17 protein-coding genes and 1 pseudogene are annotated in these 21818 nt (G+C 67.5%); 2 read left to right on the forward strand and 16 right to left on the reverse strand.

The features are described 5' to 3' along the window. Positions 1–17 precede the first annotated feature (17 nt). Positions 18–2213 carry a DEAD/DEAH box helicase gene (locus ACQUSX_RS07780; protein ID WP_428906371.1) on the reverse strand — a complete coding sequence of 732 codons (2196 nt, stop codon included), beginning with the start codon at positions 2211–2213 and terminating at the stop codon, positions 18–20. Between the two features lie 238 nt (positions 2214–2451). Here ACQUSX_RS07780 and ACQUSX_RS07785 point away from each other — a divergent pair, with 238 nt between their 5' ends. After that, positions 2452–3381 carry an aldose 1-epimerase family protein gene (locus ACQUSX_RS07785; protein WP_428906372.1) on the forward strand — a complete coding sequence of 310 codons (930 nt, stop codon included), beginning with the start codon at positions 2452–2454 and terminating at the stop codon, positions 3379–3381. Between the two features lie 85 nt (positions 3382–3466). Here ACQUSX_RS07785 and ACQUSX_RS07790 read toward each other — a convergent pair whose 3' ends face one another. The 12 genes and pseudogenes from ACQUSX_RS07790 to ACQUSX_RS07845 all read right to left on the reverse strand — a co-directional run bounded on the left by ACQUSX_RS07790 (position 3467) and on the right by ACQUSX_RS07845 (position 18093). Then, a complete protein-coding gene (locus tag ACQUSX_RS07790) occupies positions 3467–4318 on the reverse strand; it encodes a carbohydrate ABC transporter permease (protein ID WP_428906373.1) in 852 nt (283 codons plus the stop codon). A gap of 28 nt (positions 4319–4346) precedes the next feature. After that, complete coding sequence (locus tag ACQUSX_RS07795) at positions 4347–5294, reverse strand: carbohydrate ABC transporter permease (protein WP_428906374.1); 948 nt, start codon at positions 5292–5294, stop codon at positions 4347–4349. Between the two features lie 4 nt (positions 5295–5298). Further along, entirely contained in the window at positions 5299–6588 is a 1290-nt protein-coding gene (locus ACQUSX_RS07800) for an ABC transporter substrate-binding protein (RefSeq protein ID WP_428906375.1), read from the reverse strand. Between the two features lies 1 nt (position 6589). Continuing rightward, the gene (locus ACQUSX_RS07805) at positions 6590–7849 is read right to left on the reverse strand and encodes a Gfo/Idh/MocA family protein (protein WP_428906376.1); all 1260 of its coding nucleotides are present in this window, start codon (positions 7847–7849) and stop codon (positions 6590–6592) included. Next, complete coding sequence (locus ACQUSX_RS07810) at positions 7846–8991, reverse strand: ROK family protein (protein WP_428906377.1); 1146 nt, start codon at positions 8989–8991, stop codon at positions 7846–7848. The genes ACQUSX_RS07805 and ACQUSX_RS07810 overlap by 4 nt, the downstream gene beginning before the upstream one ends. A gap of 206 nt (positions 8992–9197) precedes the next feature. Further along, positions 9198–10196, reverse strand: a complete 999-nt coding sequence (locus ACQUSX_RS07815; protein WP_428906378.1) for a GDSL-type esterase/lipase family protein — start codon at positions 10194–10196, stop codon at positions 9198–9200. A 58-nt stretch (positions 10197–10254) separates the two neighbouring features. Next, complete coding sequence (locus ACQUSX_RS07820; protein ID WP_428906379.1) at positions 10255–12552, reverse strand: FAD-dependent oxidoreductase; 2298 nt, start codon at positions 12550–12552, stop codon at positions 10255–10257. 205 nt (positions 12553–12757) lie between these two features. Beyond that, positions 12758–13078, reverse strand: a pseudogene (locus tag ACQUSX_RS07825) (efflux RND transporter permease subunit); the annotation flags it as partial. A gap of 115 nt (positions 13079–13193) precedes the next feature. Further along, on the reverse strand, positions 13194–16688 hold the full coding sequence (locus tag ACQUSX_RS07830; protein ID WP_428906380.1) for an efflux RND transporter permease subunit: 3495 nt from the start codon (positions 16686–16688) through the stop codon (positions 13194–13196). 14 nt (positions 16689–16702) lie between these two features. Further along, positions 16703–17266, reverse strand: coding sequence for a TetR/AcrR family transcriptional regulator (locus ACQUSX_RS07835; protein WP_428906381.1), 564 nt, complete (start codon positions 17264–17266; stop codon positions 16703–16705). An 87-nt stretch (positions 17267–17353) separates the two neighbouring features. Next, complete coding sequence (locus ACQUSX_RS07840; RefSeq protein WP_428906382.1) at positions 17354–17716, reverse strand: fluoride efflux transporter FluC; 363 nt, start codon at positions 17714–17716, stop codon at positions 17354–17356. Further along, a complete protein-coding gene (locus tag ACQUSX_RS07845) occupies positions 17713–18093 on the reverse strand; it encodes a fluoride efflux transporter FluC (protein WP_428906383.1) in 381 nt (126 codons plus the stop codon). The genes ACQUSX_RS07840 and ACQUSX_RS07845 overlap by 4 nt, the downstream gene beginning before the upstream one ends. A 92-nt stretch (positions 18094–18185) precedes the next feature. Here ACQUSX_RS07845 and ACQUSX_RS07850 point away from each other — a divergent pair, with 92 nt between their 5' ends. Continuing rightward, positions 18186–18920 (forward strand): Pr6Pr family membrane protein, encoded by a 735-nt coding sequence (locus ACQUSX_RS07850; protein WP_428906384.1) that lies wholly within the window; start codon positions 18186–18188, stop codon positions 18918–18920. Here ACQUSX_RS07850 and ACQUSX_RS07855 read toward each other — a convergent pair. From ACQUSX_RS07855 to ACQUSX_RS07865, 3 genes are all read right to left on the reverse strand, one after another. After that, positions 18841–20226: a flavin monoamine oxidase family protein gene (locus ACQUSX_RS07855; protein ID WP_428906385.1), complete on the reverse strand. Its 1386-nt coding sequence runs from the start codon at positions 20224–20226 to the stop codon at positions 18841–18843. The two genes, ACQUSX_RS07850 and ACQUSX_RS07855, sit on opposite strands and share 80 nt — an antisense overlap. 155 nt (positions 20227–20381) lie before the next feature. After that, positions 20382–21170, reverse strand: a complete 789-nt coding sequence (locus tag ACQUSX_RS07860; protein ID WP_428906386.1) for a MerR family transcriptional regulator — start codon at positions 21168–21170, stop codon at positions 20382–20384. Positions 21171–21230: 60 nt separating this feature from the next. Next, positions 21231–21743 (reverse strand): hypothetical protein, encoded by a 513-nt coding sequence (locus tag ACQUSX_RS07865; protein ID WP_428906387.1) that lies wholly within the window; start codon positions 21741–21743, stop codon positions 21231–21233. Positions 21744–21818 lie beyond the last annotated feature (75 nt).

Genomic DNA, 21818 nt, shown 5'->3' on the forward strand with positions numbered 1-21818 from the left:
GGATCAGGCGACGCGGGTCAGGCGGTGAGCTCGGCCGTGGTGGGCACGCGTCCGGTGATCTCGTCGATCACGTCGTCGCCGGGCACAGCCTGGTCGAACGGCGCGTCGATCTCGGCGCGGCCGAGCAGATCCTCCATGCGGCGACGACGGTGGCGCGTGATCAGCGTGACGACGCGACCCGAGCGGCCGGCGCGACCGGTGCGTCCCGAGCGGTGCAGGTACGTCTTGTACTCATCCGGGGCGTCGGCCTGCACGACCAGATCGATGTCGTCGACGTGGATGCCGCGTGCTGCGACATCCGTGGCGACCAGCACCTGCACCTTGCCCGAGGTGAGCTTCTGCAGGTTGCGGGTGCGCTTGGCCTGGTTCAGGTCGCCGTGCAGCGAGACGGCCGCGATCCCGGCATCCTCGAACTGCTCGGCGAGCATCTCGGCGTACGCACGGGTGCGCGCGAAGACGAGCGTCTGGCCTTCACGGTCGACGAGCGAGGTGAGCACCTCGGCCTTGTCGCGGTGCTCGATGACGAGCACGCGGTGCTCGATGGTGCTGGAGTCCTGATCCTCACCGGCGACCTCGTAAACCGCGGGCTCGACCAGGAACTCGTCGACCAATGCCGCGACCTCACGGTCGAGCGTGGCCGAGAAGAGCAGCTTCTGGCTGCCTTCGGCGGTCCTGCGCAGGATGCGCTGGACGGGCTCCACAAAGCCGAGCTCGGTCATGTGGTCGGCTTCGTCGAGCACGGCGATGCGCACGTCCGACAGGTCGAGCTTGCGCTGCTCGATGAGGTCCTCGATGCGGCCGGGGGTGCCGATGATGATGTCGACGCCCTTCTTCAGCGCGCCCACCTGACGGGCCTGCGGCACGCCGCCGTAGATCTGCGTGGTGAACAGACCGACGCTGCGCGCGATGGGCTGGATGGTGCGGTCGATCTGCAGCGCCAGCTCGCGCGTGGGAGCGAGGATGATGGCGCGCGGCTTCCGCCCGATCTCGCGGCGCGTGCCGGCCTGCGACTTCAGGATCCGCTCGACGAGCGGTGCGCCGAAGGCGATGGTCTTGCCCGAGCCGGTGCGTCCGCGACCGAGCACGTCGCGACCCTCCAGGATCGACGGGATCGTGGCCGCCTGGATCGGGAACGGCGTCTCGGCACCCATGTTGCGCAGGGTCTCGACGATGTTCGATCCGAGGCCGAGATCGGCGAAGGTCACATCGGCGACCTCGGTGGCCTGAACGGCCTGAGCCTCGAGGCGCTCGTGCACGACGTCGTCCTGCTCGGTGCGTGCCGCCGGAGCGGTACGGTTCCAGTCGCTGCGGCTGGGACGGTCCTCGCGGTTCTCCCGTGCAGGGCGCGCCGGACGGTCGGCGCGGTCGTAGCGCGGCTTCTCGTCGCGGGCGTAGCGCGGCTTCTCGTCCCGGGCGTAGCGCGGCTTGTCGTCGCGGTTCGCGCGCGGGGAATCACGATCGTCGCGGCGCGGGCGCTCGTCGCGCATCGTACGGTCACTGCGGTCGTTGCGACGCTCGTAGCCGCCACGGCCACCCCGGTCATCGCGACGCTCGTAGCCACCGCGGTCGTCACGGCGACCCCGGTCATCACGGTCGAAACGAGGACGAGCGCTGCGGTCGAAGCGGGGGCGCTCGCCGCTGCTGCCGTAGCCACGGCGGTCGTCACGTGCCGGGCGGTCGTCGCGTCCGTAGCGGGGACGCTCGTTCCGGTCGAACGAGCCGCGGGCGCTGCCGCCACGGTCGCTGCGGTCGAAACGAGGACGCTCGCTGCGGTCGTATCCGCCACGGTCGTCGCGGCGCGGGCGGTCGTCGTAACGATGCTCTCCGCGCTCCTCGAAGCGGCGGCCGCCGAAGCCACGGTCGTCGCGCTCGCCGCGGTGGTGCGGCGCCTCACGGCGACCTGACTCGGCGCGGTTGCGGATCGAACGGGACTCGTCACGTCCTGCGCGCTCGGAATCGTTCCAGCGGCGCTTGGGCGCTGCGGCGCCGGGCTCGGCCGCGCGGTAACCGCGGTGCTTCGGGCTGCGGCTGCCGGGACGCGCATCGGCGCGGCCTTCGCTCGAATACGAGCGGCGCTCGCCGGCATCCGAGCGCTCGTCGCGACCACCCGGACGACCACCAGCGTGACGGTCGTGGAACGAGGTCTTCTTCGCGTATCGCGGCTCGAAGTTGCGGGACGGGCGTCCGCCCTTGGGCTTGCCATTCTTGGGCATGGTGTTTCCTGACTGTCTCTGACACGAGAACAGCGTCCGCGGCGGCGCACAGAGATCAGCGCACGGCGGACATACCCGGGCATTCATCGGCCGGGGCCATTCATGTGATGGTTATGAACCATCGGCCCCTGGGCTCACACTTGTCAAACGCCCGCGAACTCAGATCCGCGGTTGCCCGAAGCCGACCCCGCCACGATACAGGCTCTTGCTGGGAGAGCGCCGGTCGTACGATGGCCCCATGCCCTCCGACAGCACTCGCGACGATTCACGGCCCTCGCCCACCGGCATCCAGCTCCACCTGCGCCGCGACGCGGTGACCGCACAGATCGCGCAGGTCGGCGCGTCGCTCCGTCACCTCGTCGTCGACGGCGTCGAGATCGTGCCGCCCTACCCCGAGGATGAGCCGACCCCCTCATGCTCGGGCGTCGTGCTGGCACCATGGCCGAATCGCATCCGCGACGGCGTCTGGCAGGACGGCGACACCACCCGCGCGCTGGCCATCACAGAGCCGAAGTTCCGCAACGCCAGCCACGGGCTGCTGCGCTTCGCCACCTACGAGATCGCCGAGCAGTCCGACGAGTCGGTGACCCTGTCAGCGGCGATCGTGCCGCAGACCGGATACCCGTACCTCGTCGAGACGAGCGTCACGTACACGCTGACGGATGCCGGGATCGACGTCACACACACCCTGACCAACCGATCCGACACCGCAGCTCCCGTCGCGCTCGGCACACACCCGTTCCTCACGATCGGCGGCGTCGACGCGCGCGAGCTCGTGCTGCGGATCCCGGCCGAGACGTACTTCGAGACGGATGATCGGATGCTGCCGATCGGCGAATCCCCGGTGGCATCCGGCACCGACCTGCGCGCCGGTGCCCGCCTGGGCGACGTGCAGCTCGACACCGGGTTCGCGGGTCTGCACCGCGACGCCGACGGCCAGGTGCGCACGACCCTGTCCGCCCCGGACGGGCGCACGGTCACCCTGCACCAGGGTGAGGGCTTCGACTACATCCAGGCCTACACCACGACCGGCTATCCCGGGCAGACGCTCACCGTGGCGATCGAGCCCATGACCGCCCCGGCGGAGTCGTTCAACTCGGGCCGTGGCCTGCGCCGGCTGGCGCCCGACGAGTCGTGGACTCTCCGCTGGGGCATCCGCTTCGCCTGAGCGACTGCGTCGTGGACCGGCTCTGCCGGTAGCTGAGCCGGTGTTCACTATGACTGAAGCACTCTACGGCTGGCGGGATCGATGTTCAGCCCTTGAGACCCGACGAGGCGATGCCGTCGATGACTCGGCGCTGCATGAAGATGAACAGGATGATGATCGGCGCGACCGCCATCGTGCTCGCCGCCATGAGTACGGCGTAGTCGGTCGTGTACTGCCCCTGGAGCGACGCGAGGCCGACCGTCAGCGGCATCTTGGTGTCGTCCGTGGTCACGACGAGCGGCCAGAGCAGATCGTTCCACGACCACACGATCGTGAGGATCGCGAGAGCCGAGAGACCCGGCTTCACGAGCGGAAGCATGATCCTCACGTAGATCTGCCAGGGGTTGCATCCGTCCAGGCGCGCTGCCTCTTCGAGCTCGCGCGGAATCGCCCGGAAGAACTGCGTCATCAGGAACGCCCCGAAGGCGCCGAAGATGCCCGGCAGTACGATTCCCGCGATTGTGTTCAGTAGCCCGAGGCTCTGAATGATCTGGTACTGGGGGATCATGTACACCTCGGAGGGCACCATGAGAATCGCCAGGACGAGACCGAAGATAATCCGCTTGAAGGGGAACTGCATCCGAGCGAAGGCGTACCCCGCGAGGGAGCAGATGATGAGCTGGCCCAGCGTGCGCAGCACGGTGATGCTCACCGACACCCAGAACTGATCGAGGAACGGAATCTGCTCGAAGACCTTGGTGAAGTTCTCCCACTGGAACGTGCCGGGCCAGAATGTCGGCGGCACCGACGTGACCTGGTTGTTCGTCGATAGCGACATGATGATCTGCCAGACGAACGGGAAGATCATCAGGACGCCACCGACGGCCAGGATGAAGTGCGTCGCGGCGTAACTGCCGCGCTGGGTGGCCGGCTTCGCAGAGGGCGTGGGCGTCTTCACAGGAGAACCAGACATCTTCACAGAAGAACTAGACATAGTGCACCCACTTCTTCTCCAGCCGGAATTGGATGGCAGTGAACAGACTGATCAGCAGCAGGATCACGATCGCGATCGTCGCGCCGTAGCCCTTGTCGTTCACGACGAACGACTCGTTGTAGAAGAGGAACACGAGCGACTGCGTCTTCGGCATGACCGGGTTCGACGGCTCGAGAAGGATGTAGAGCAGATCGAACAGCTTGAACCCTCCGATGATGTTGATCACCAGCACGAAGAAGATCGACGGTGTCAGCAACGGGATCGTGATCCGGGTGAACTGATACCAGCGGCCAGCACCGTCCAGCGCGGATGCCTCGTAGAGCTCGGGAGGGATGCCGCGCAGCCCCGCGGCGAGAATGATGATGTTGAACCCGAGAGCGATCCACAGACCGACCACAGACACCGCGATCAGCGCGAACCACTCGGTCGAGAGCCAGAAGGGCCCCTGGATTCCGACGAGCGAGAGGAACCAGTTGATGACGCCGTAGTCGCCCTTGAACATCATGCGCCACACCAGCGCGATGGCGACCGGCATGGCGATGTACGACATGAGGAACAGCACGCGGTACAGCGCGGCGAAGCGCAGCTTCGGACGCGAGATCAGCACGGCGAAGACGATGCCGATCGGAACACCCAGCACCACGATGGCCGTGTATACGATCGTGTTGACGAGGGATCGCGCGACCTCAGGGTCGGACAGGAGCTTGGCGTAATTGTCCAACCCGGTGAAGGTCGCTCCGCCGAATACGCCCCAACTCGTGAAGCTGAAGTACGCGGTCTGCACGATGGGGAAGAGGTAGAAGACCGCGATACCGGCGAAGAGCGGCAGCACGAACAGCGCGGGCCACCACCCGTCCGACCCGAGCAGCTTGCGGCGCTTCGCCATCCCCCCGGTGGGCGCGTTCGACGCACCCACCGGGGTAACGGACCGGTCAGCCATGGATCTACTTGGCCTCGGCCTCGAGGAGAGCGTTCATCTCCGTGGCAAGCTCGTCAGCGACCTCCGCGACCGGGCGTTCGCCCGAGAAAGCGGCGGGCAGGAGATTCGACTCGAGAAGGTTCCACGCCGACGTGTCGCGCGAGGTGGGGTATGGGAACGCGTACTCACTGGCGTCGGCGAAGGCCTGAACGTTGTACTGCGGTGTCGCCTCGACGAAGACGTGCTGGGATTCGAGGAACGCCGGGTTGCCGAGCCCCTCACCCGCGATGATCTCCTGCGCCTCCTGCGAGCCGAGGAACGCCTGGAAGGCGCGAGCGGCCGCCAGCTCGTCCGAGTATGCACTCACGACCGCCGCGGTTCCCGCGACGACAACTCCACGACGTTCGCCCTGGGGCAGCGGCGCGATGTCCGACACGTCGGCGACATCGGATGCGAGCACCTCGGCGACGGACCACGCGCCGTTGAACATGATCGCGGCCTTGCCGCTGTTGAACATCTGCGGGGCGGGTGTGTCAGCGAGCTGTTGCACCGACGGCGACGAGCCGTCCGCGATGAGATCGGTCCAGAACTGCAGACCTTCGATGGCCTCGGGGCTGTCGAAACCCGAGGTCTGCTTGTCCTCCGAGATGATGTCCCCTCCTGCCTGAAGGATCGTGTTGTAGTACGCCTGCTGTCCGGTGAGGTCCGTGGCGATTCCGAACACGCCCTGGTCGCCGAGCGCGTCGCTGATCGACTTGGCGGCGGTGCGAAGGTCATCCCAGTCCCAGTCGTCGGTGGGCAGTTCGACGCCTGCCTGTTCGAAGAGCGCCTTGTTGTACCACATCGCGACCGTCTGCGAGTTCTGCGGAACACCGTAGAGCGTGCCATCGGCCGAGTAGCCGTCGACGAGCGCGGTCGGGTAGTTCGCGGGGTCGAGCTGGTCGGCGTCGATGAGAGGGGTCACCGGTGCGAGGAGCTTGCCATCGACGTACTTGTCGAAGTTGAGCGAGTTCATGGTGAACACGTCGGGGAGCGTCTTCGAGCTGCCCTGCGTCTGAAGCTTCGTGAAGTACTGATCGAACGGCGTGACCTGGATCTGAACATCGATGTTCGGATACTGCTCGTTGAACGCATCGATGACGAGCTCGAAGGCCGGCTGCTGCGCTGCATTCCAGATGGCGAAATCGATCGAGGCCTCGGTCTCAGCAGTCGCGAGCTCTTCGTCGTCGGCTGCGGGTGCACCCCCTCCCGAGCATCCGGTGATCAAGAGCGCAGCGGACGCGATTGTCGCCACTGCCAATGTCGTGCGTCGCATGTCAATTCTCCTTGTGGGTCGCGGGTCCGAGGTCAGGACCCGAGGGCTTACGTTGATTCGGGGTGAAGTAGTCGACGATGTTGGGAGACGGCGGGGCCACCTTGCGCGGTGTCGCCCCATCACGAAGCGACTCCGTCGCGGCGGCCGCCGCCGCCACGGCGTTCCGCGCGGCCACCGGCGAGGTCTGCGTGGATGTGCGACTCCGAACGAATCGTACGAAGTCGCCGACGGCGAGTGCGTCGCCGTCGGAATGCCCCTCGGCGTCACCGGCGATCGAATAGACCAGATCACCTTCGGGGGCGTAGGTCGTACGCGAGTTCCAGACACGCACCACGCCGCCTCCGGTGTCGCCGAAGTTCTCGAGTCGCCCCTCTGTACCGATCACGGTGTAATTGCGCCAGTAGTCGGGCGTGAAGTGGCACTGCTGATATGAGGCGAGCACCCCGTTATCAAGACGCATCAGCATCATCGAGATGTCCTCGACGTCGATGACGGGATTCAGTTCCTTCTGAGCAAGCGGCGGCCACGCATCGAGAGAGAACCAGTCGGGCATCCTGCGGTCGGCATTACTGCGCCGGTCTTGAATCGCGCCATAGACGCTGAGGTCACCCATCGCCACGACATCGGTGGTGGTGCCGTTCGCCAACCAATGGATCACGTCGATGTCGTGAGCCCCCTTCTGCAGCAGGAGCCCCGTGGACTGCGACCGGTCGGCGTGCCAGTCTTTGAAGTAGTAGTCGCCGCCGTTGCCGACGAAATGTCGGCACCAGATCGCCTTGACCTCGCCGATCTCGCCCCGGTCGATGATGTCGCGCATCAGCTGCACGACGCCCAAATAACGCATGTTGTGGCCGACGTACAGCGGCGTGCCAAACCTCGCGGCCGCTTCGAGGACCGCGTCCGCATCGGCGGGCGAGGTCGCGAGCGGCTTCTCCAGATAGACGGCGACTCCGGCCTCGAGCAGGTCGATCGTGATCTCGGCATGAGTGTGATCGGGTGATGTGACGAACGCGGCGTCCACAGGAACGCCGCTCGCGAGCAATTCGTCGTGCGTCGCGAAGGTCGCAGCCTCGGGGGCGAGCTCGGATTGCACCCGGGCGCGGGCGCGGTCATCAGGGTCGACGCCCGCGACGATCAGCCCGTCGCCGGACTCCACCGCGAATCGCGCAATGGCCGCACGGGCTCCGACTCCGATGACGGCGATGCGCAAGGGGGCATTCAGGGCCGAGGTCGCTCCCCCGGCCACGAAGGTGTCTGTCACGCGGCCGCACCGATCTCTGCTGCCCGCCGCGCACGCGCCACGTCGATCACCGGATCGGGAAGCCCTCGCACGCCGAACGTGAGCGCCGATGCCTCACTGCTCGCCAAGGCAAGGGCACCCAGGACGACGGATTCCGTGCCGAGTTCCGACGCCTTGATCGACGGCCTGACGGGAACCTTGATACGGGAGCTCACAGATCGGCGAAGCGGATCGAGCAGCACGTCCCCCGCACGCGAGAGACCACCGCCGATGACGACGATGTCGGGGTCGATCGCCATCGTGACCACGGCGATCCCCGCTGCCAGCCCCTCTACGAAGGCGTCGACCTCCGCCTTCGAGTCCGCGTGTCCCTCCGCAGCGCGACGGAACACTTCTTCGCCGCTGGCGGCAGTGGTCCACACGAGCTCACCGGAAGAATCAAGCAGATCACCGAAGGCCATGTCGCCGATCTCTCCCGCCGCGCTGTGGTGGCCGCGCCGGAGCTCACCGTCGATCACGAGCCCCATCGCGACACGGTGGCCCAGGAAGAAGAAGATGACGTCGTCCATGAGCTGGGCTGTGCCCAGGCGATGTTCGGCCAGAGCGGCCAGGCGCATGTCGTTCTCGACGATCACAGCGCAGCCGAACTCGGCGCGCAGATACCCGGCGACATCGACGCCCTCCCAGTCGGGAAGGAGCACCGAGGCGAGAAGTCTGCCGTCAGTGTCGACCATGCCCGAGACGGCGACGGTCATCGCCACGACCTTCGCCGGCATGGAGGCCGCATCGTCCAGCGCACGACGGATGAGGCTCTTGACCAGCGTCATGCGGGCGGCACCGTTGAGTGGAGCCGCGATCCTTTCCTCGACCCAGCTGAGGACATCGCCGGTCAGATTCGCAACGGCGACGCGGATGCGGTGGATGCCGATATCGACTCCGATGACGTACCCCGCAGACGCGTTGAACTCGAACAGACGCGCCGGTCTTCCCACGCCACGACCTCCGATCGTGTGCACGTCGGTGTCAGTCACCAGCCCACGGGAGATCATCGATGCGATGCCCGCCTCCACCGTCGGGCGCGACAGCCCGGTGAGCCGGGCGACCTCGGCGACGGTCGCCTTACCGTGGTCCCGGAGCGCGACCGCGCACCGGGCAGCGCTCACATCGCGCAGTCCCAACGATGTATCGCTGGTGTTGTCTTTTGGCACCTTTGCTCCCGCTCTGCACTTCCGCCTTCGACGTGCTCAACTCATAGTGACGCGGCACGCGTTATAAAGCAAGTGATTTTTGTATTTGTATGGTTTGCCCTCGTTCAAAGAGGCGGCAGGGGCCCCCAGAGTTCAAGAATGTTCAGAAGGGCGCCGATGGATTAGGAGGAAACAACGGACAGGTGTATACCGGTCGCCAGCAGCGGCCCCAACCGCGTGGCCATGTGGGCGTAGCCCTCCGCACTCGGATGCAGGCCGTCGTGAAGCAGCTCCTGATCGCCCATGCCCAAGACGTCGGTGCCGTCGATGTAGCCCACTCCCGGCACGGTCGTCCGCCGCGCGACGTCCGCGACGACGGCCCGTACGTCGGCGAGCGTCATCCCGACGGCGTTGCGGGTCGACTCGCGTGACGCGGAAGCGAGAGGAGAGATCACGATGATCGGTGCGACCGGCGTGCCACGGCGTATCGTGCGCAGGAAGGCATCGAGCCGACTGTGCAGCTCGGCCCCGTTCCACTCGGCGCGGTTGTAGACGTTGATGCCGGCGCACACGGTGACGAGATCGGCTGGTGCGCCGGCGATCGTCTCGGCCGCCGCCTCGTCGAGGAAGCACTCCCCGCTGAAGCCCATGCAGGTCAGGTCCCATGCGTGAGCACGTGCGACGCGCGCCGGCCAGGTGTCCGTGGGGCCCGCTGCCTCGAAGCACTGTGTGACCGAGCTGCCGTATGCGATCCAGCGCGACCTCACGGAGGGAACTGCGGTGACACGGGTCGCGCCTTCGAGTTCCAGCCCGTGCACGCGCGTGATGCCGGCCTGGGGCAACCAGAGCTCGATGCGCGCGCTGGCCGCTTCGCGCTTGAGATCAACGCGCTTGAGATCGAGCTGGAGTGATTGGATGCCGCAGCGCACGGGTACCCGCCTCCGCAGTGCACCATCGACGACGACGTCAACGCATCCCGGCTCGTCATCGAGGCGCTCGACCACGAGCAGTGCGCTCTGCGCGTCGGTGTCGAACTCGGCTCGCACGCCCGCCGCTGCTTGAGCCACCTCCACGAGCCCATGGCTGAGTTCCGCCGCACGCAGCGGATCGATTCGCCAGGGTGTGCTCGCCGCGCCGTGCTCCTGCCATGCGATCGCCCCGTGCCAGAAGCCTCCTACCATCCCGGGCCGAAGGAGGTGAGCGTCCTTGCCGCTCGCCGCCGCGCATCGGTACGTCACGTCAACCGACGAGCGTCTCGGCACGCATCTCCGCAACGATCCGCCCGTGCGGGCTCACGCCATCCGACGTTGCGGCGGCGTACGCCCGGACTGCGACGACTCGCGCCTCTGCGCAGCCGTTGGTCTCCTCGACCACGATGCGCACGCCGTCCGTCGAGACTGCGTCATCAAGGGTGATCGTGACGTGACGCACGCGGTTGTCGCGGATCGACGCGATCGGCATCCATTCCTCGCCGCGGCGCACCTCGATCACCGCATTCCGCACGAGCGTGCGCATGATGTCGTTCGGGGTGCGGTGGTGGTGGAGATTGATCAAGTCCTCGTTGAGATCATCGTCGAAGACGATGTCGATGCGGGTGATCTCGACGGGGGTGGACCAATCGAGCTGCAGCGTCGGCCGCGGGTCATGCTCCATGGGGGCAGACATCCACATGTTCGGTCCGCCGTAGGGGCGTGCGTAGCCTCCCACGGCTTCTTTCGGCGCGAACGCAAGGGTGTCGGCGGTCAACCGGAAGCAGATGCCGTCGTTCACGAGGATCTGCTTCCAGTGGCGCCACAGTTCGGGCGCCTCCTCGTCTGCCGGCACCGGGCGGTACACGAACACGAGCGTGCCCGGTTGCGAAACCTCACCCCGGTGCAGCGACAGAGCGGGATTCTCGCGGACGACGAGCACCGCGTTGCCGGGCTCCGACGGCGTCCATTCGATTGGCACGCTCACCCACGAACGCCCCCGCGTCACCGTGGCCGTGGCCGCGGACACGCTCTCGGCGGGGAGGTAGTTCTGCGAGGCGCTCGTGCGGAAGACCTCCACGGCGACCTCGCTGTCCTCCGTGGCCTCGATGAGCAGGTCGATGCCGTCGAGCGACGGGTTCACGGGCACCACGAGCGAGTGATCTGACGTGAGGGGGACGAGACCGCGAGAGCGTGTGGACTCGAGTCGACGCGCGAAAGACGATGCGGATGCCGACGCTCGGAGCGCCAGGTCATTGGGATCGTCGCTGCGGACGCCGAGCACGGATGCATCTGCGCGTACCATCGCGTGATGCACCTCGGGCATCCGTTCGCTCACGAGCTCGCGAGGCTGAATCCTGTGAGCGTGCGCGAGAGCTGCAGCGATCCCGGCCGCCTCGCCGAGAATGGCGCAGGTCGCCATCACGCGCGTGCTGCCGAACGCGACGTGGCTTGCGCTGATGGTGCGCCCCGCCATCCAGAGATTGACGACGTTGTGCGAGTACAACGACCGCAACGGGATGTGATAGTTGCCATCGGGGTGCAGGTGACGCGACCCCGGTTCGCTGGCATAGACGCCGCCGGGCGGGTGAAGGTCGATCGACCAGCCGCCGTGCGCGATCCGGTCGTCGAACTGCGTCTGCTCCATGATGTCGGCCTGTATGAGGGTGTGATCTCCGATGAAACGGCGGTACTCGCGCTTGCCGGGCACGGATCCGACCCATTCGAGAGTGAGATTGTCTGCGGGGAACTTACCCGAGTTCTTGATGTAGTCCCACAGGCCGTAGACGACCGCATGGAGCTCATCGCGGATGAGTTCGTTGTCGTCGATGACGTCGAGCTCCCCTCCCCACTCGATCCACCAGAAGTCGCAGCCGTTCATCGTGTGTGTCACGATGCGACGCTCCGGAATCGCGGTCGCTGCGATATCGCGGGCGAACGGCGGAGCCACGAACTTCGAGGGCTGGCCGGCATCCTTTGCGTAGAAGAGGATCGTGCTGCCGAGCGTGTTCGAATCGGGAACCTCGGGCGCGGACGGCTCGTCATACTCCGATCGGGCTTCGCGGCCCGTGTAGAAATCGGCGCCCGCGAGGTAGCCCACGATGCCGTCGCCGCTGCAGTCGATGAACGCGTCGGCGTCGATGGTGACCGTTCGTTCGGACCCTGAGGTCCACCCCGTCACGGTGCTGATGACGCGCTCTGATTGAGGTCCGTCCGCCTCGACTGCGGTGATCTCGGTGTTCAGTAGAAGGGTGATGTTGGGCTCAGCGCGGACCTTCTCGAGCAGCAGAAGATCCCAGTAGTAGGGATTCCCCTCCGGATTGCGGAACTGGTTCTCGACGAAGAGTTCCCCCATGATGCCGGTCTCACGCGCGTACGGGTGGACGCCGTGAGCTGTGGCACCGCACACCCATACCCGTACCTCGCTCGACGAGTTGCCGCCAAGCACGGGCCGGTTCTGCGCCAGGACCACTGACGCACCCTGCCGGGCGGCGCCGATAGCTGCGCATACCCCGGCGAGGCCGCCGCCGATCACGGCAATGTCGGTCCTGAGTGTCTCGCTGCGCATCTGTCTGCACTCCCGCTGTTGATTGGTCCCCCATTCACCATAATGAAACTCGGTAGCGTAGTAAAGAGCTGCAGCAGATCAGGTGCCGTTAGCTCAGTCTGCAGACGCTCAGCGTAACCGCGAGTACGGCCCGGGTTCAGCGCCTATCGCGCAGCTCTCGCCGCGTGGGCGGGCGCTCACCGGCATCCGACGCACCGGCATCCGATCCGCCGATCACGACGATCGCCAGCGGCTGCGAGATGAACCCGCTGTGCCCGGTGATTCCCAGCGCCATCGGCGTGAGCGCGAAGATCGTCGCGAGCGCGGTCATCAGAATCGGCCGCAGACGCTTCTCCCCACCGGCCATCACCGCGTCGTGGGCCGAGAGCCCCTTCTCGCGGTACTGGTTCACCAGGTCGACGAGCACGATCGCGTTGGTCACCACGATGCCGATCAGCATCAGCACGCCGATCAGCGAGGCGACGCCGAGGGGCACACCGGTCACGATCTGCAGCAGGATCGCACCGGTCGCCGCGAAAGGCACCGATCGTGGGAGCTCGGCTTGGGCATCCGCTTCGCCTGACCCGACCCTCGGCAGCGTTCCAGTCGCACTTTCGCCCGCCTGCCGTGAGGCGAAGCAGGCGAAACTGCGACAGGAAGAGTCAGTCGACCGGATTGGCCGTCGGCAGCCCGCGCGAGCGCAGCTCACGGCGGGTGGGCTGATGCTCCGCGCCCTCGGCGGCGACGGTCGCGGCGACGGATGCTGCCGCGGCAGCCGCTGAGGCCGCAGCCGCGGCCGCGGAGGCGGCAGCCGCGGCGGCGACCATCGAACCGGAACTCGACGGATTCTGCACGACCATCGTCGTGGCAGGCTCCGCCACCTGCTGATCGGCCGGCTCGGGCGCGCCCTGTTCAGCGGCCGGCGCGGCAGACTCAGGCGCCGGCTCGCCGACAGCATCCGTCCTCGCGGCAGCCGCGACGGCGGCCGGAACCGCGCTGCCGACGCCGGACTCGTCTCCGCCGCCAGGCCCGGAACCACCGGAACCACCGGAACCACCGGAACCACCCGAGCCACCGGAGCCGTCGCCCTCAGGACCCCCATCGCGGGCGGCGCGCTTCGCCGCGCGACGCTCCTTCGCACCCTCCACCAGGTTGTACAGGGTCGGCAGGACGATCAGCGTCAGCACGGTCGACGACACGAGTCCGCCGATCACAACGATCGCCAGCGGCTGCGAGATGAACCCGCTGTGCCCGGTGATGCCGAGCGCCATCGGGGTCAGCGCGAAGATCGTCGCGAGCGCGGTCATCAGAATCGGCCGCAGACGCTTCTCCCCACCGGCCATCACCGCGTCGTGGGCCGAGAGCCCCTTCTCGCGGTACTGGTTCACCAGGTCGACGAGCACGATCGCGTTGGTCACCACGATGCCGATCAGCATCAGCACGCCGATCAGCGAGGCGACGCCGAGGGGCACACCGGTCACGATCTGCAGCAGGATCGCCCCCGTGGCCGCGAACGGCACCGACACGAGCAGCAGCAGCGGCTGGCGCAGCGACTTGAAGGTCGCCACCATCACGACGTAGACGATGAGGATCGCCGCGAGCATCGCGAGCCCCAGCTGCGAGAATGCGTCCGACTGCTGCGAGGCCACGCCGCCGATCTCGGCGCTCGCGCCGGAGGGCAGCTCGACGGCATCCATCGCCTCGGTCACCGACGCGGTGGCGACGGCGAGATCATCGGATGCCGGAGGCACGGTCACAGTGGCGGTGCGCGTCCCCTTCTCCGTCGTGATCGAGGTGGGTCCCTCGCGCTGCTCGATCGTCGCGACGTCCTGCAGCTCGACCGGGCCGAGCGCGGTCGGGATCATCAGCTGCTGCAGTGATTCGACCGACGTCGGCGGCTCGGCGTCGGCGAGGTACACGGTCAGCGCGGTGTCATCGATCTCGACCGATCCGACCTGTTGCGGACGCATGGCGTCCGACACCATCGAACCGACCGCGACCTCCGAGAGCCCGCGTGCGGACGCGGCCTCGCGGTCGACGACCACGGCGATGTACGGCAGCGAGGCGGCGAGGTTGTCGGTGACCTTGCCGATGCCGTCCCGCCCGTCGAGTTCCTTCATCAGGGCATCCGTCGCGGCCTGGAGGTCTTCGCCGTTCGAGGCGCTGACCGTGATGGCGATGTCGGTCGAGCCGAAGCCTGTGGAACCGCCGACGCTGACCTCTCCCACATCTTCGAGTCCGTCGATCGCGTCCTGGACGTCGGCGCGCAGCTGCTCCTGATCCACATCCGCGTCGGTCTGGATCGAGTAGGTGACGCCGGCACCGCCGGAGAAGGCGTCCATCAGCGACGAACCGCTCGATCCGATCGAGACCTGCACGTGCTCGATGCCGTCGATGTCGGCGAGCGCATCCTCGACCTTCACTGCCGCGTCGGACTTCGCCTGCAGGCTGGCTGTCGGGCCGAGATCCTGCGTGACGGTCATCGTGTTCTGGCCGGAGTCGCTGAGGAAGTTGATCTTCATCAGCGGGGCCAGAGCCAGTGTTCCCGCGAGCACGACGACGGCGAGCGCGACGGTGGTCAGCGAGTGCTTGAGCGTCCAGCTCAGGATCGGCCGGTACATCCGCTGCAGCGGCGTCGGCGGCGCCTCGGGTGCCTCCGGATCGACGCGGTTTCCGTTCTCGTCGACCAGCGGCTTGCCCGGCCTGAGGAACCAGTACGCGAGCACCGGCACGATCGTCAGCGCCACGAGCAGCGAGGCGGCCATGGCGATGGTCACGGTCATCGCGAACGGACGGAACAGCTCGCCCACCATGTCGCCGACGAACACGATCGGCAGGAACACGGCGACGGTGGTGATCGTCGAGGCGGTGATGGCGGATGCCACCTCTCGCACCGCGAGACGGATCGCCTCCCCCTTGTCGGCGCCCTCGACGTAGTGCCGCTTGATGTTCTCGATGACGACGATGGAGTCGTCGACGACGCGGCCGATCGCGATGGTCAGCGCGCCGAGTGTCAGCACGTTCAGCGAGTACCCGAACGCCTGCAGCCCGATGAAGGTCACCAGCACGGATGTCGGGATGGAGATCGCGGTGACCAGCGTCGAGCGGATCGACAGCAGGAACACCAGGATCACGATCACCGCGAAGGCGAGGCCCAGCAAGCCCTCCACCGCCAGCGTCTCGATCGACTGCTGGATGAACGGCGCCTGGTCGAAGACGACCGTGAACTCGGCATCCGGGAACGACTCGCGAAGATCGTCGAGCGCGGCGAGCACACCCGTCGACACCTCGACGGTGTTGGCGGCCGGCAGCTTCGTCACGGCGATCGACAGGGCGTCCTGGCCGTCCACGCGTGAGATCGAGGTGACTGGATCGGCCTCCTGCGCGACCGATGCGACCTCTCCGATCGTGGCATCCGTGCCGACCAGCGGCAGCTGTGCGATCTCGTCGGCCGACGAGATCTTCGCCCCGGTCTGCACGGTGAAGGTGTCATCGCCCTCGGTGATGGATCCGCCGGGGAACAGCACGCCGTTCTGCTGCAGCGCCTGCGTGATCATCTGCGGGGTCGCCTGATGCTCGGCCAGCTTCGCATCGTCGGGGGTGATGGTGACCCGCTGGCCGACGCCGCCGACGATCTCGGCGGCGTTGACTCCCTCGACATCCTCGATCTCGGGGATCACGACCTTCTCGAGGTCGGCCTGCGCGGATTCGGCGTCATCGAAGCCGGTCACGGCGACCTGGATCACGGGGAAGTCGTCGATCGACACCGAGAGCACCTGCGGGGCGACGTCGTCCGGCAGCTGCTGGCCGATGCGGTTGATCGCCTGCTGCATCTTCTGCTCGGCAGTGGCGAGATTGGTGCCGTAGGTGAACATCGCCTGCACGACCGAGGCGTTGGTGGTGCTCGTGGCCGTGGTCGACTCCAGCCCCGGCACGCCCTGGATGGCCTGCTCGATCGGCGTCGACACGTCGTTCTCGACGACCTCGGGCGAGGCACCGGGATAGCTGGTCATCACCACCAGAGCGGGCAGCTCGAGCGAGGGGATGAGCTCCTGCTTCAGGTTGGTGAGCGCGAGTCCGCCGAAGACGGCGGCCACGATCGTGATGAGCGCGATGAGTGCGCGGTTGCGCAGGCTCAGGACGGAGAGTTTCGACATGTGCGTTCTCTTGGTCAGTGGGTGGACGCGCCGAGGATGCCGGCGAGGGCGGATTCGAGGAAGGATTCGGTCAGCGGCTCGTCGTTGATGCGAGAGTGCCACAGCACGCCGTCGATGAAGATCGCGGCGGCGAGCGCACGCTCGCCGCCATGGTCGGCGACGAGGAGTTCGGCCATCTGCGCGGACCAGCGTCGGGCGAGGGCGCGCAGCTGAGGATCGTTGACGGCGGCGGTGACGACGGCGCGATCGGCCTCGAGCGCATGCGCATCGGCGATGCCCTGCATGACCAGCTCGGCGAGCACGGGGGGTGTCGCACCGCGCTGCTCGATCGTCTGGCGGACGCCGTCGATGCGCAGCTCGACCTCGGCGGCGAGGAATCGGAGCGCTTCGGCGCGCAGGTCGTCGAGCGTGGCGAAATACTGCGTGGTGGCGCCGAGCGGGACGCCGGCTCGGGTGGCGATGAGTCGATGCGTGACGGCGCCAACGCCGACCTCGATGATCAGCTCGGCCGCGGCGGCGATTATTGCGCGCCGACGAGTCTCCGGATCGCGCTTGCGGCGCGGCGCGGCATCAGTCATCCCCACTCCCCTTCTGTACGTTTGTACATTTCAGCCCTTGGAAGCGGCTGGGAACGCCTCACCGGTCGGCGCGCGACCCGCGTCGGGTCACGTCAGTGCGGCTCCGATCGCGAGCCCGAGCACCGCGGCGAGGACGCCCGCTGCCAACATCCCGAGAACGTTGACGACGGATGCCGCGCGCTCGCCATCCCGCCACAGCGCGACCGAGTCGAGCATCGCCGTGCTGAACGTCGTGTAGCCGCCGAGGAAGCCGGCGCCGACGACGAAGGCGGCGGCCGGCAGAGCGCCGACGACGACGCCAAGGGCGAGTGAGCCGGTGATGTTGATCACCATCACGCCCCACGGGAAGCGAGTGCCGGCCAGATGAGCGACGCCCACGTCGACGAGGTAGCGCGCGCCCGCGCCCAGTCCGCCGCATGCGGCGGCGAGCAGGAAGATCAGCGGCGTCATGCCGGCTCCCTCCGTCTGCCGAGGTGCAGACCGAGTGCCGCCGCCGCGACCCCGAACACGACGCTGGCCACGGCGTACCCGACGGCGAGCAGGGGCGCCGCCGCCCACAGCCCCACCGCGCCGACCGTGAACGCGCTGTAGGTCGTGAACCCGCCGAGCACGCCCGTGCCGAGGAAGACGCGCAGATCGGACGCTGCGAGCCTCGCAGTCAGCAGCCCCAGCAGCAGCGCGCCCGCGATGTTCGCGATGAGCACGCCGATCGCGGCATCCGGCACCAGCATCCCGATCGCGAGACGCGCCGCCGTTCCGATCATTCCGCCCGCTGCCGCGAGAGCGGCGCGGCGCAGCACGATGCGCGCAGGGACGGGGGTGGTCACCTGCGTCACTCTAGACGGGGTTACGTAGACTCGGGGAAATGACTGGATGCTCCGCGTGAGCGAGCGGACAGTGCCAGGAGGAAGACACCCGAGTGCTGACGAGAAGGATCTTCGGATGGTCGCGCCTGCTGGCGGCGACCATCTGCATCGTCGCGCTCGTGCATCGGATGCTGTGGGGCATGGGCTCGCAGACCATGGCCAGCGACAACTTCTTCGCCTATCTGACGATCCAGTCGAACTCCGCGTTCGCCGTGCTGGCCCTCGTCGCCGGAGTCATCGCGCTGCGCACCGGAGAGGATCCGGCGTGGCTGACGACCGCCCGCGCCCTCGTTCTCAGCTGGACCATCACGGCCGGCCTCGCGTTCGGGCTGATCGTCTGGCAGGCGGGCATGCGGGGCATTCCGATCAGCGTGCCGTGGTCGGATGTGATGCTGCACTTCGTCCTGCCCGCCTGGTCGGTCGTGGCGTGGGTGCTGGGCCCCGGCCGGCGCCCCGCATCATGGCGTGTGGTGCCGTTCGTGCTGCTGTATCCGATCGTGTGGGGTGTGTTCACGATCTGGCGGGGCGGGGTGATCGGCTGGTACCCGTACTACTTCCTCGACCCGCGCCAGGTGTCCGGACTGGGTGAGATGGGCGTCAGCTGCGCGATCGCACTGTCGATCTTCGCCCTCGTCGCCGCGTCGCTCGTGGTTCTCAGCAGGGTGCATCCGACGGCGGGCCAGCGTACCGCGGCCGTCGGTGAGGCACTCAGCCCTGGTCCGACTCCGGCTCCGGCGCGAAGAACGCCAGTGACGCCCGTGCGGCGACCTTCGCATCCTGTTCACTGAGCGCGGCGAACTGCTCGGCGTCCGCGCCGCCGACGAGTCCGACCAGTACCGGCTCGGCGGTGGTCGGCAGGAGGTTGAGCCACGTGCGGATGAGCCCGTCGCCGCCGACGACGTGCCAGATGCCCTCTTCGGCCGCCCAGAACGGCTCGTCGAAGCGCATCCACACCGTCTCGATGAAGCCGGATGCCAGGTCTGCGATCGCTCCGCGGTGCTCGAACGGAAGAGCGGGGGCGAACTCGATGCCCTGCTGCTGCAGCACGCCGAGGGGGGCGGTGATGACCACCCGGTCGAACGACAGCGACTCCCCCGTGCCCAGGCGCAGGCTGACGCCCCGGTCGTCGTAGGCGACCCGCACGACGGGGGACGCCAGGGCGACGTCGATCTCGCTGAGGGTCTCGTCGATGAATGCACTGAGATCGCCCGTCAGCGCGTTGAGCGCGTCGGGCGCGAACGTGGGCGGATACCAGCTGGATGCCCGCGTCGGGTCGGCTCCGCTGGTCGCCGCCAGCCAGGCCAGTGCCGCGGCGACAGCCGGCTCGGCAGGGTCGACGCCGTCCTGCTCGAGCGCCTCGGTGACGGGCACATCGGTCGGCAGGGCGCCGGCGTTCTCGATCGCCTGTGCGATCGGCGCGCCGTCGACCGAGTCGGTGGCCCCGTCGGATGACCATCCGACCGCGCTGTCGAGCCGGATCCGCTTGTCGCTGATCGTGATGAGCCGGGCATCCAGCGCTGCGACGTCGTCCTCGCCGATCAGCCACGCGCCCAGCTGCACGGGAACCGGCCAGTCGTCGTCGGCATGCGTGAGCAGGCGTCCGCCGGTGCGCTCGCGCGCCTCGAAGACGGTGACGGTGTGGCCGGCGTCGGCCGCGGTGCGCGCGGCCGCGACTCCGGCCGCGCCCGCGCCGATCACGGCGATGCGCTCGGATTCGGATGCCGCCGCCAGCAGACCCATGCCGGCGCGTCGCCCGGAGTCGACGGCTCCGATCACCGTGCCTGGGCTGTCGGCATCCGTCGCCTCTCCGGCGAAGAAGAGGCGGTCCATGACCGGTGTCGCGAGCGTGTCGCGGCGTCGTGGATCGGATCCGGCCGGCACATAGCTGACGGCGCCGAACGAGTAGGGGTCGGTCGCCCAGGTCGACCGCGCCCAGCCGGCAGGCGTCGGCACGTTGGCGGGCGCTGTGGGCTTGGGCCCCGGCGTCGTGGTGCGGGTCGGCTTCGGCGTCGGCTCGGGTGTGCACGCGGCGAGCAGCACCGCGACGGCGCCCGTTCCGGCGCCGACGAGCAGGGTTCGGCGAGTGATGCTCATCGTGAAGCCAGACTACCCGGCGTACGCCCGCGCGAAACGGAGGAGATCGCACGATCGGGAGGGTCGGATGCTGGATTCGACCCCCCGATCGTGAGTTCTCCTCCCGATCATGCGAACGACGGGGGCGCCTCATGCGGAGGACGGAGGCGCCTCGTTCAGAGATTCGCCTCCGCGTACACGCGGAGTGCGTCGCGGACGAACTCCGCGCCCGTGGTGCCGCCCTCGCTTGTGGTGTAGTTAGCCGCGAAGCGGGGGTCGGTGACGTACATCTCCCCGAGACCGAGCACATAGCCCTTGGTGTCGCCGTCCGGCTGAGAGGCCGGAGTGCCGGGAATGCCGGTGAGCCACTCGACGTGGCGGCGGGCGAGATCCTGCGCCTCGTCGGATGCCGGATCGATGCCGCGCTCTGCTGCTGCAGCCCACTCGCCGCTCAGGTCGGCGACGCGCTGCTGCCAGGCGCTGCGCTCGTCGGCGCTCATGCCGCGCCACCAGCGGTCGGAATCGGCGTAGGCCTTCTTCCCCCACCGGCTCTCGACCTCGTCCTTGTACTGGGTGTGATCGAATCCGTCGAACATGTTCTCGGCCATCAGTTCTTCTCCTTGTCTCAATGCGGTGATGGTTGATTCGACGGAGGCGATCTGCCGCAGCATCCGATCCTGCTCCTGGCGCAGCCAGGCGAGGTGCGTCTCGAGCGCGCCGACCTCGGATGCCCGTGTCGCCGACCCCGGCGAGGTGCCGAGCACTTCGCCGATCTGCGGCAGTCCGAGACCCAGCGCGCGCAGCAGCAGAATGCGCTGCAGTCGCACGAGGGCGGCCTGATCGTAGTGTCGGTACCCGTTGGAGGCGATGCGAGACGGCGCCAGCAAGCCGATGTCGTCATAGTGACGCAGCGTCCGGCTGGTCGTGCCCGCTAGCCGCGCGATCTCCTGGATCGACCAGTCCATGTCGTCTCCTTCCGTCGATGACTCAACCGTAGAAGTTGACGCAACGTCAATGTCAAGACATCAGTGGATGAGAGCCTTGGCGAGGATGATCACGACGCCGAAAGCGGCGGTGGTGAGCGATCCGATGATGCGGATGGGCCATGGCGCTCCTCGTCGATGGAAGGCGATGTAGCCGAGCACGGCCAGCACCGCGACGCACATCCACAGTGCGAGCCAGATCGCGGTGCGATCCTCCATGATGCGAGTGGCGCCGAGCAACAGGATCACAAGCGGTATGAGCGACGACAGCAGCAGGCCGAGAGAGCGCTTCAGCGCCTGCCGGAACGAAGTCCGCAGCCCTACGACGCGACCGTGCTCCAAACCGTGACCTGCGACGGTTCCCGCGTACAGGTGCGCCAGCCAGAACACGACGACGGTGATCAGCACCGTCCAGAACACCTGCAGCGATGATCCCTTGTGGACGCCCGAGACAGCGGTCATGCCGGCGACGAGGATGACCCCGTAGACCGCCTCTTCCGTGGCGAAGCTCGCGCGCAGCAGACGGGCGGCGGGCGATTCGGGCGTGCGACTCACGCCCTCAGCATAGTTTCGGCGTTCCCAGGAGATGCTCAGCGGCCACCCTTGACACACTCACGATATATCGTGTTA

The sequence above is a fragment of the Microbacterium alcoholitolerans genome, from assembly GCF_050408615.1.
In the GTDB taxonomy this organism is placed as follows: domain Bacteria; phylum Actinomycetota; class Actinomycetes; order Actinomycetales; family Microbacteriaceae; genus Microbacterium.

Coding starts and splice junctions, on each gene's coding strand:
- ACQUSX_RS07795 (WP_428906374.1), bottom strand. CDS start 5,294: ATGGCTGACCGGTCCGTTACCCCGGTGGGTGCGTCGAACGCGCCCACC.
- ACQUSX_RS07780 (WP_428906371.1), bottom strand. CDS start 2,213: ATGCCCAAGAATGGCAAGCCCAAGGGCGGACGCCCGTCCCGCAACTTC.
- ACQUSX_RS07820 (WP_428906379.1), bottom strand. CDS start 12,552: ATGCGCAGCGAGACACTCAGGACCGACATTGCCGTGATCGGCGGCGGC.
- ACQUSX_RS07830 (WP_428906380.1), bottom strand. CDS start 16,688: ATGTCGAAACTCTCCGTCCTGAGCCTGCGCAACCGCGCACTCATCGCG.
- ACQUSX_RS07840 (WP_428906382.1), bottom strand. CDS start 17,716: ATGACGCCGCTGATCTTCCTGCTCGCCGCCGCATGCGGCGGACTGGGC.
- ACQUSX_RS07815 (WP_428906378.1), bottom strand. CDS start 10,196: ATGGTAGGAGGCTTCTGGCACGGGGCGATCGCATGGCAGGAGCACGGC.
- ACQUSX_RS07800 (WP_428906375.1), bottom strand. CDS start 6,588: ATGCGACGCACGACATTGGCAGTGGCGACAATCGCGTCCGCTGCGCTC.
- ACQUSX_RS07855 (WP_428906385.1), bottom strand. CDS start 20,226: ATGAGCATCACTCGCCGAACCCTGCTCGTCGGCGCCGGAACGGGCGCC.
- ACQUSX_RS07835 (WP_428906381.1), bottom strand. CDS start 17,266: ATGACTGATGCCGCGCCGCGCCGCAAGCGCGATCCGGAGACTCGTCGG.
- ACQUSX_RS07785 (WP_428906372.1), top strand. CDS start 2,452: ATGCCCTCCGACAGCACTCGCGACGATTCACGGCCCTCGCCCACCGGC.
- ACQUSX_RS07860 (WP_428906386.1), bottom strand. CDS start 21,170: ATGGACTGGTCGATCCAGGAGATCGCGCGGCTAGCGGGCACGACCAGC.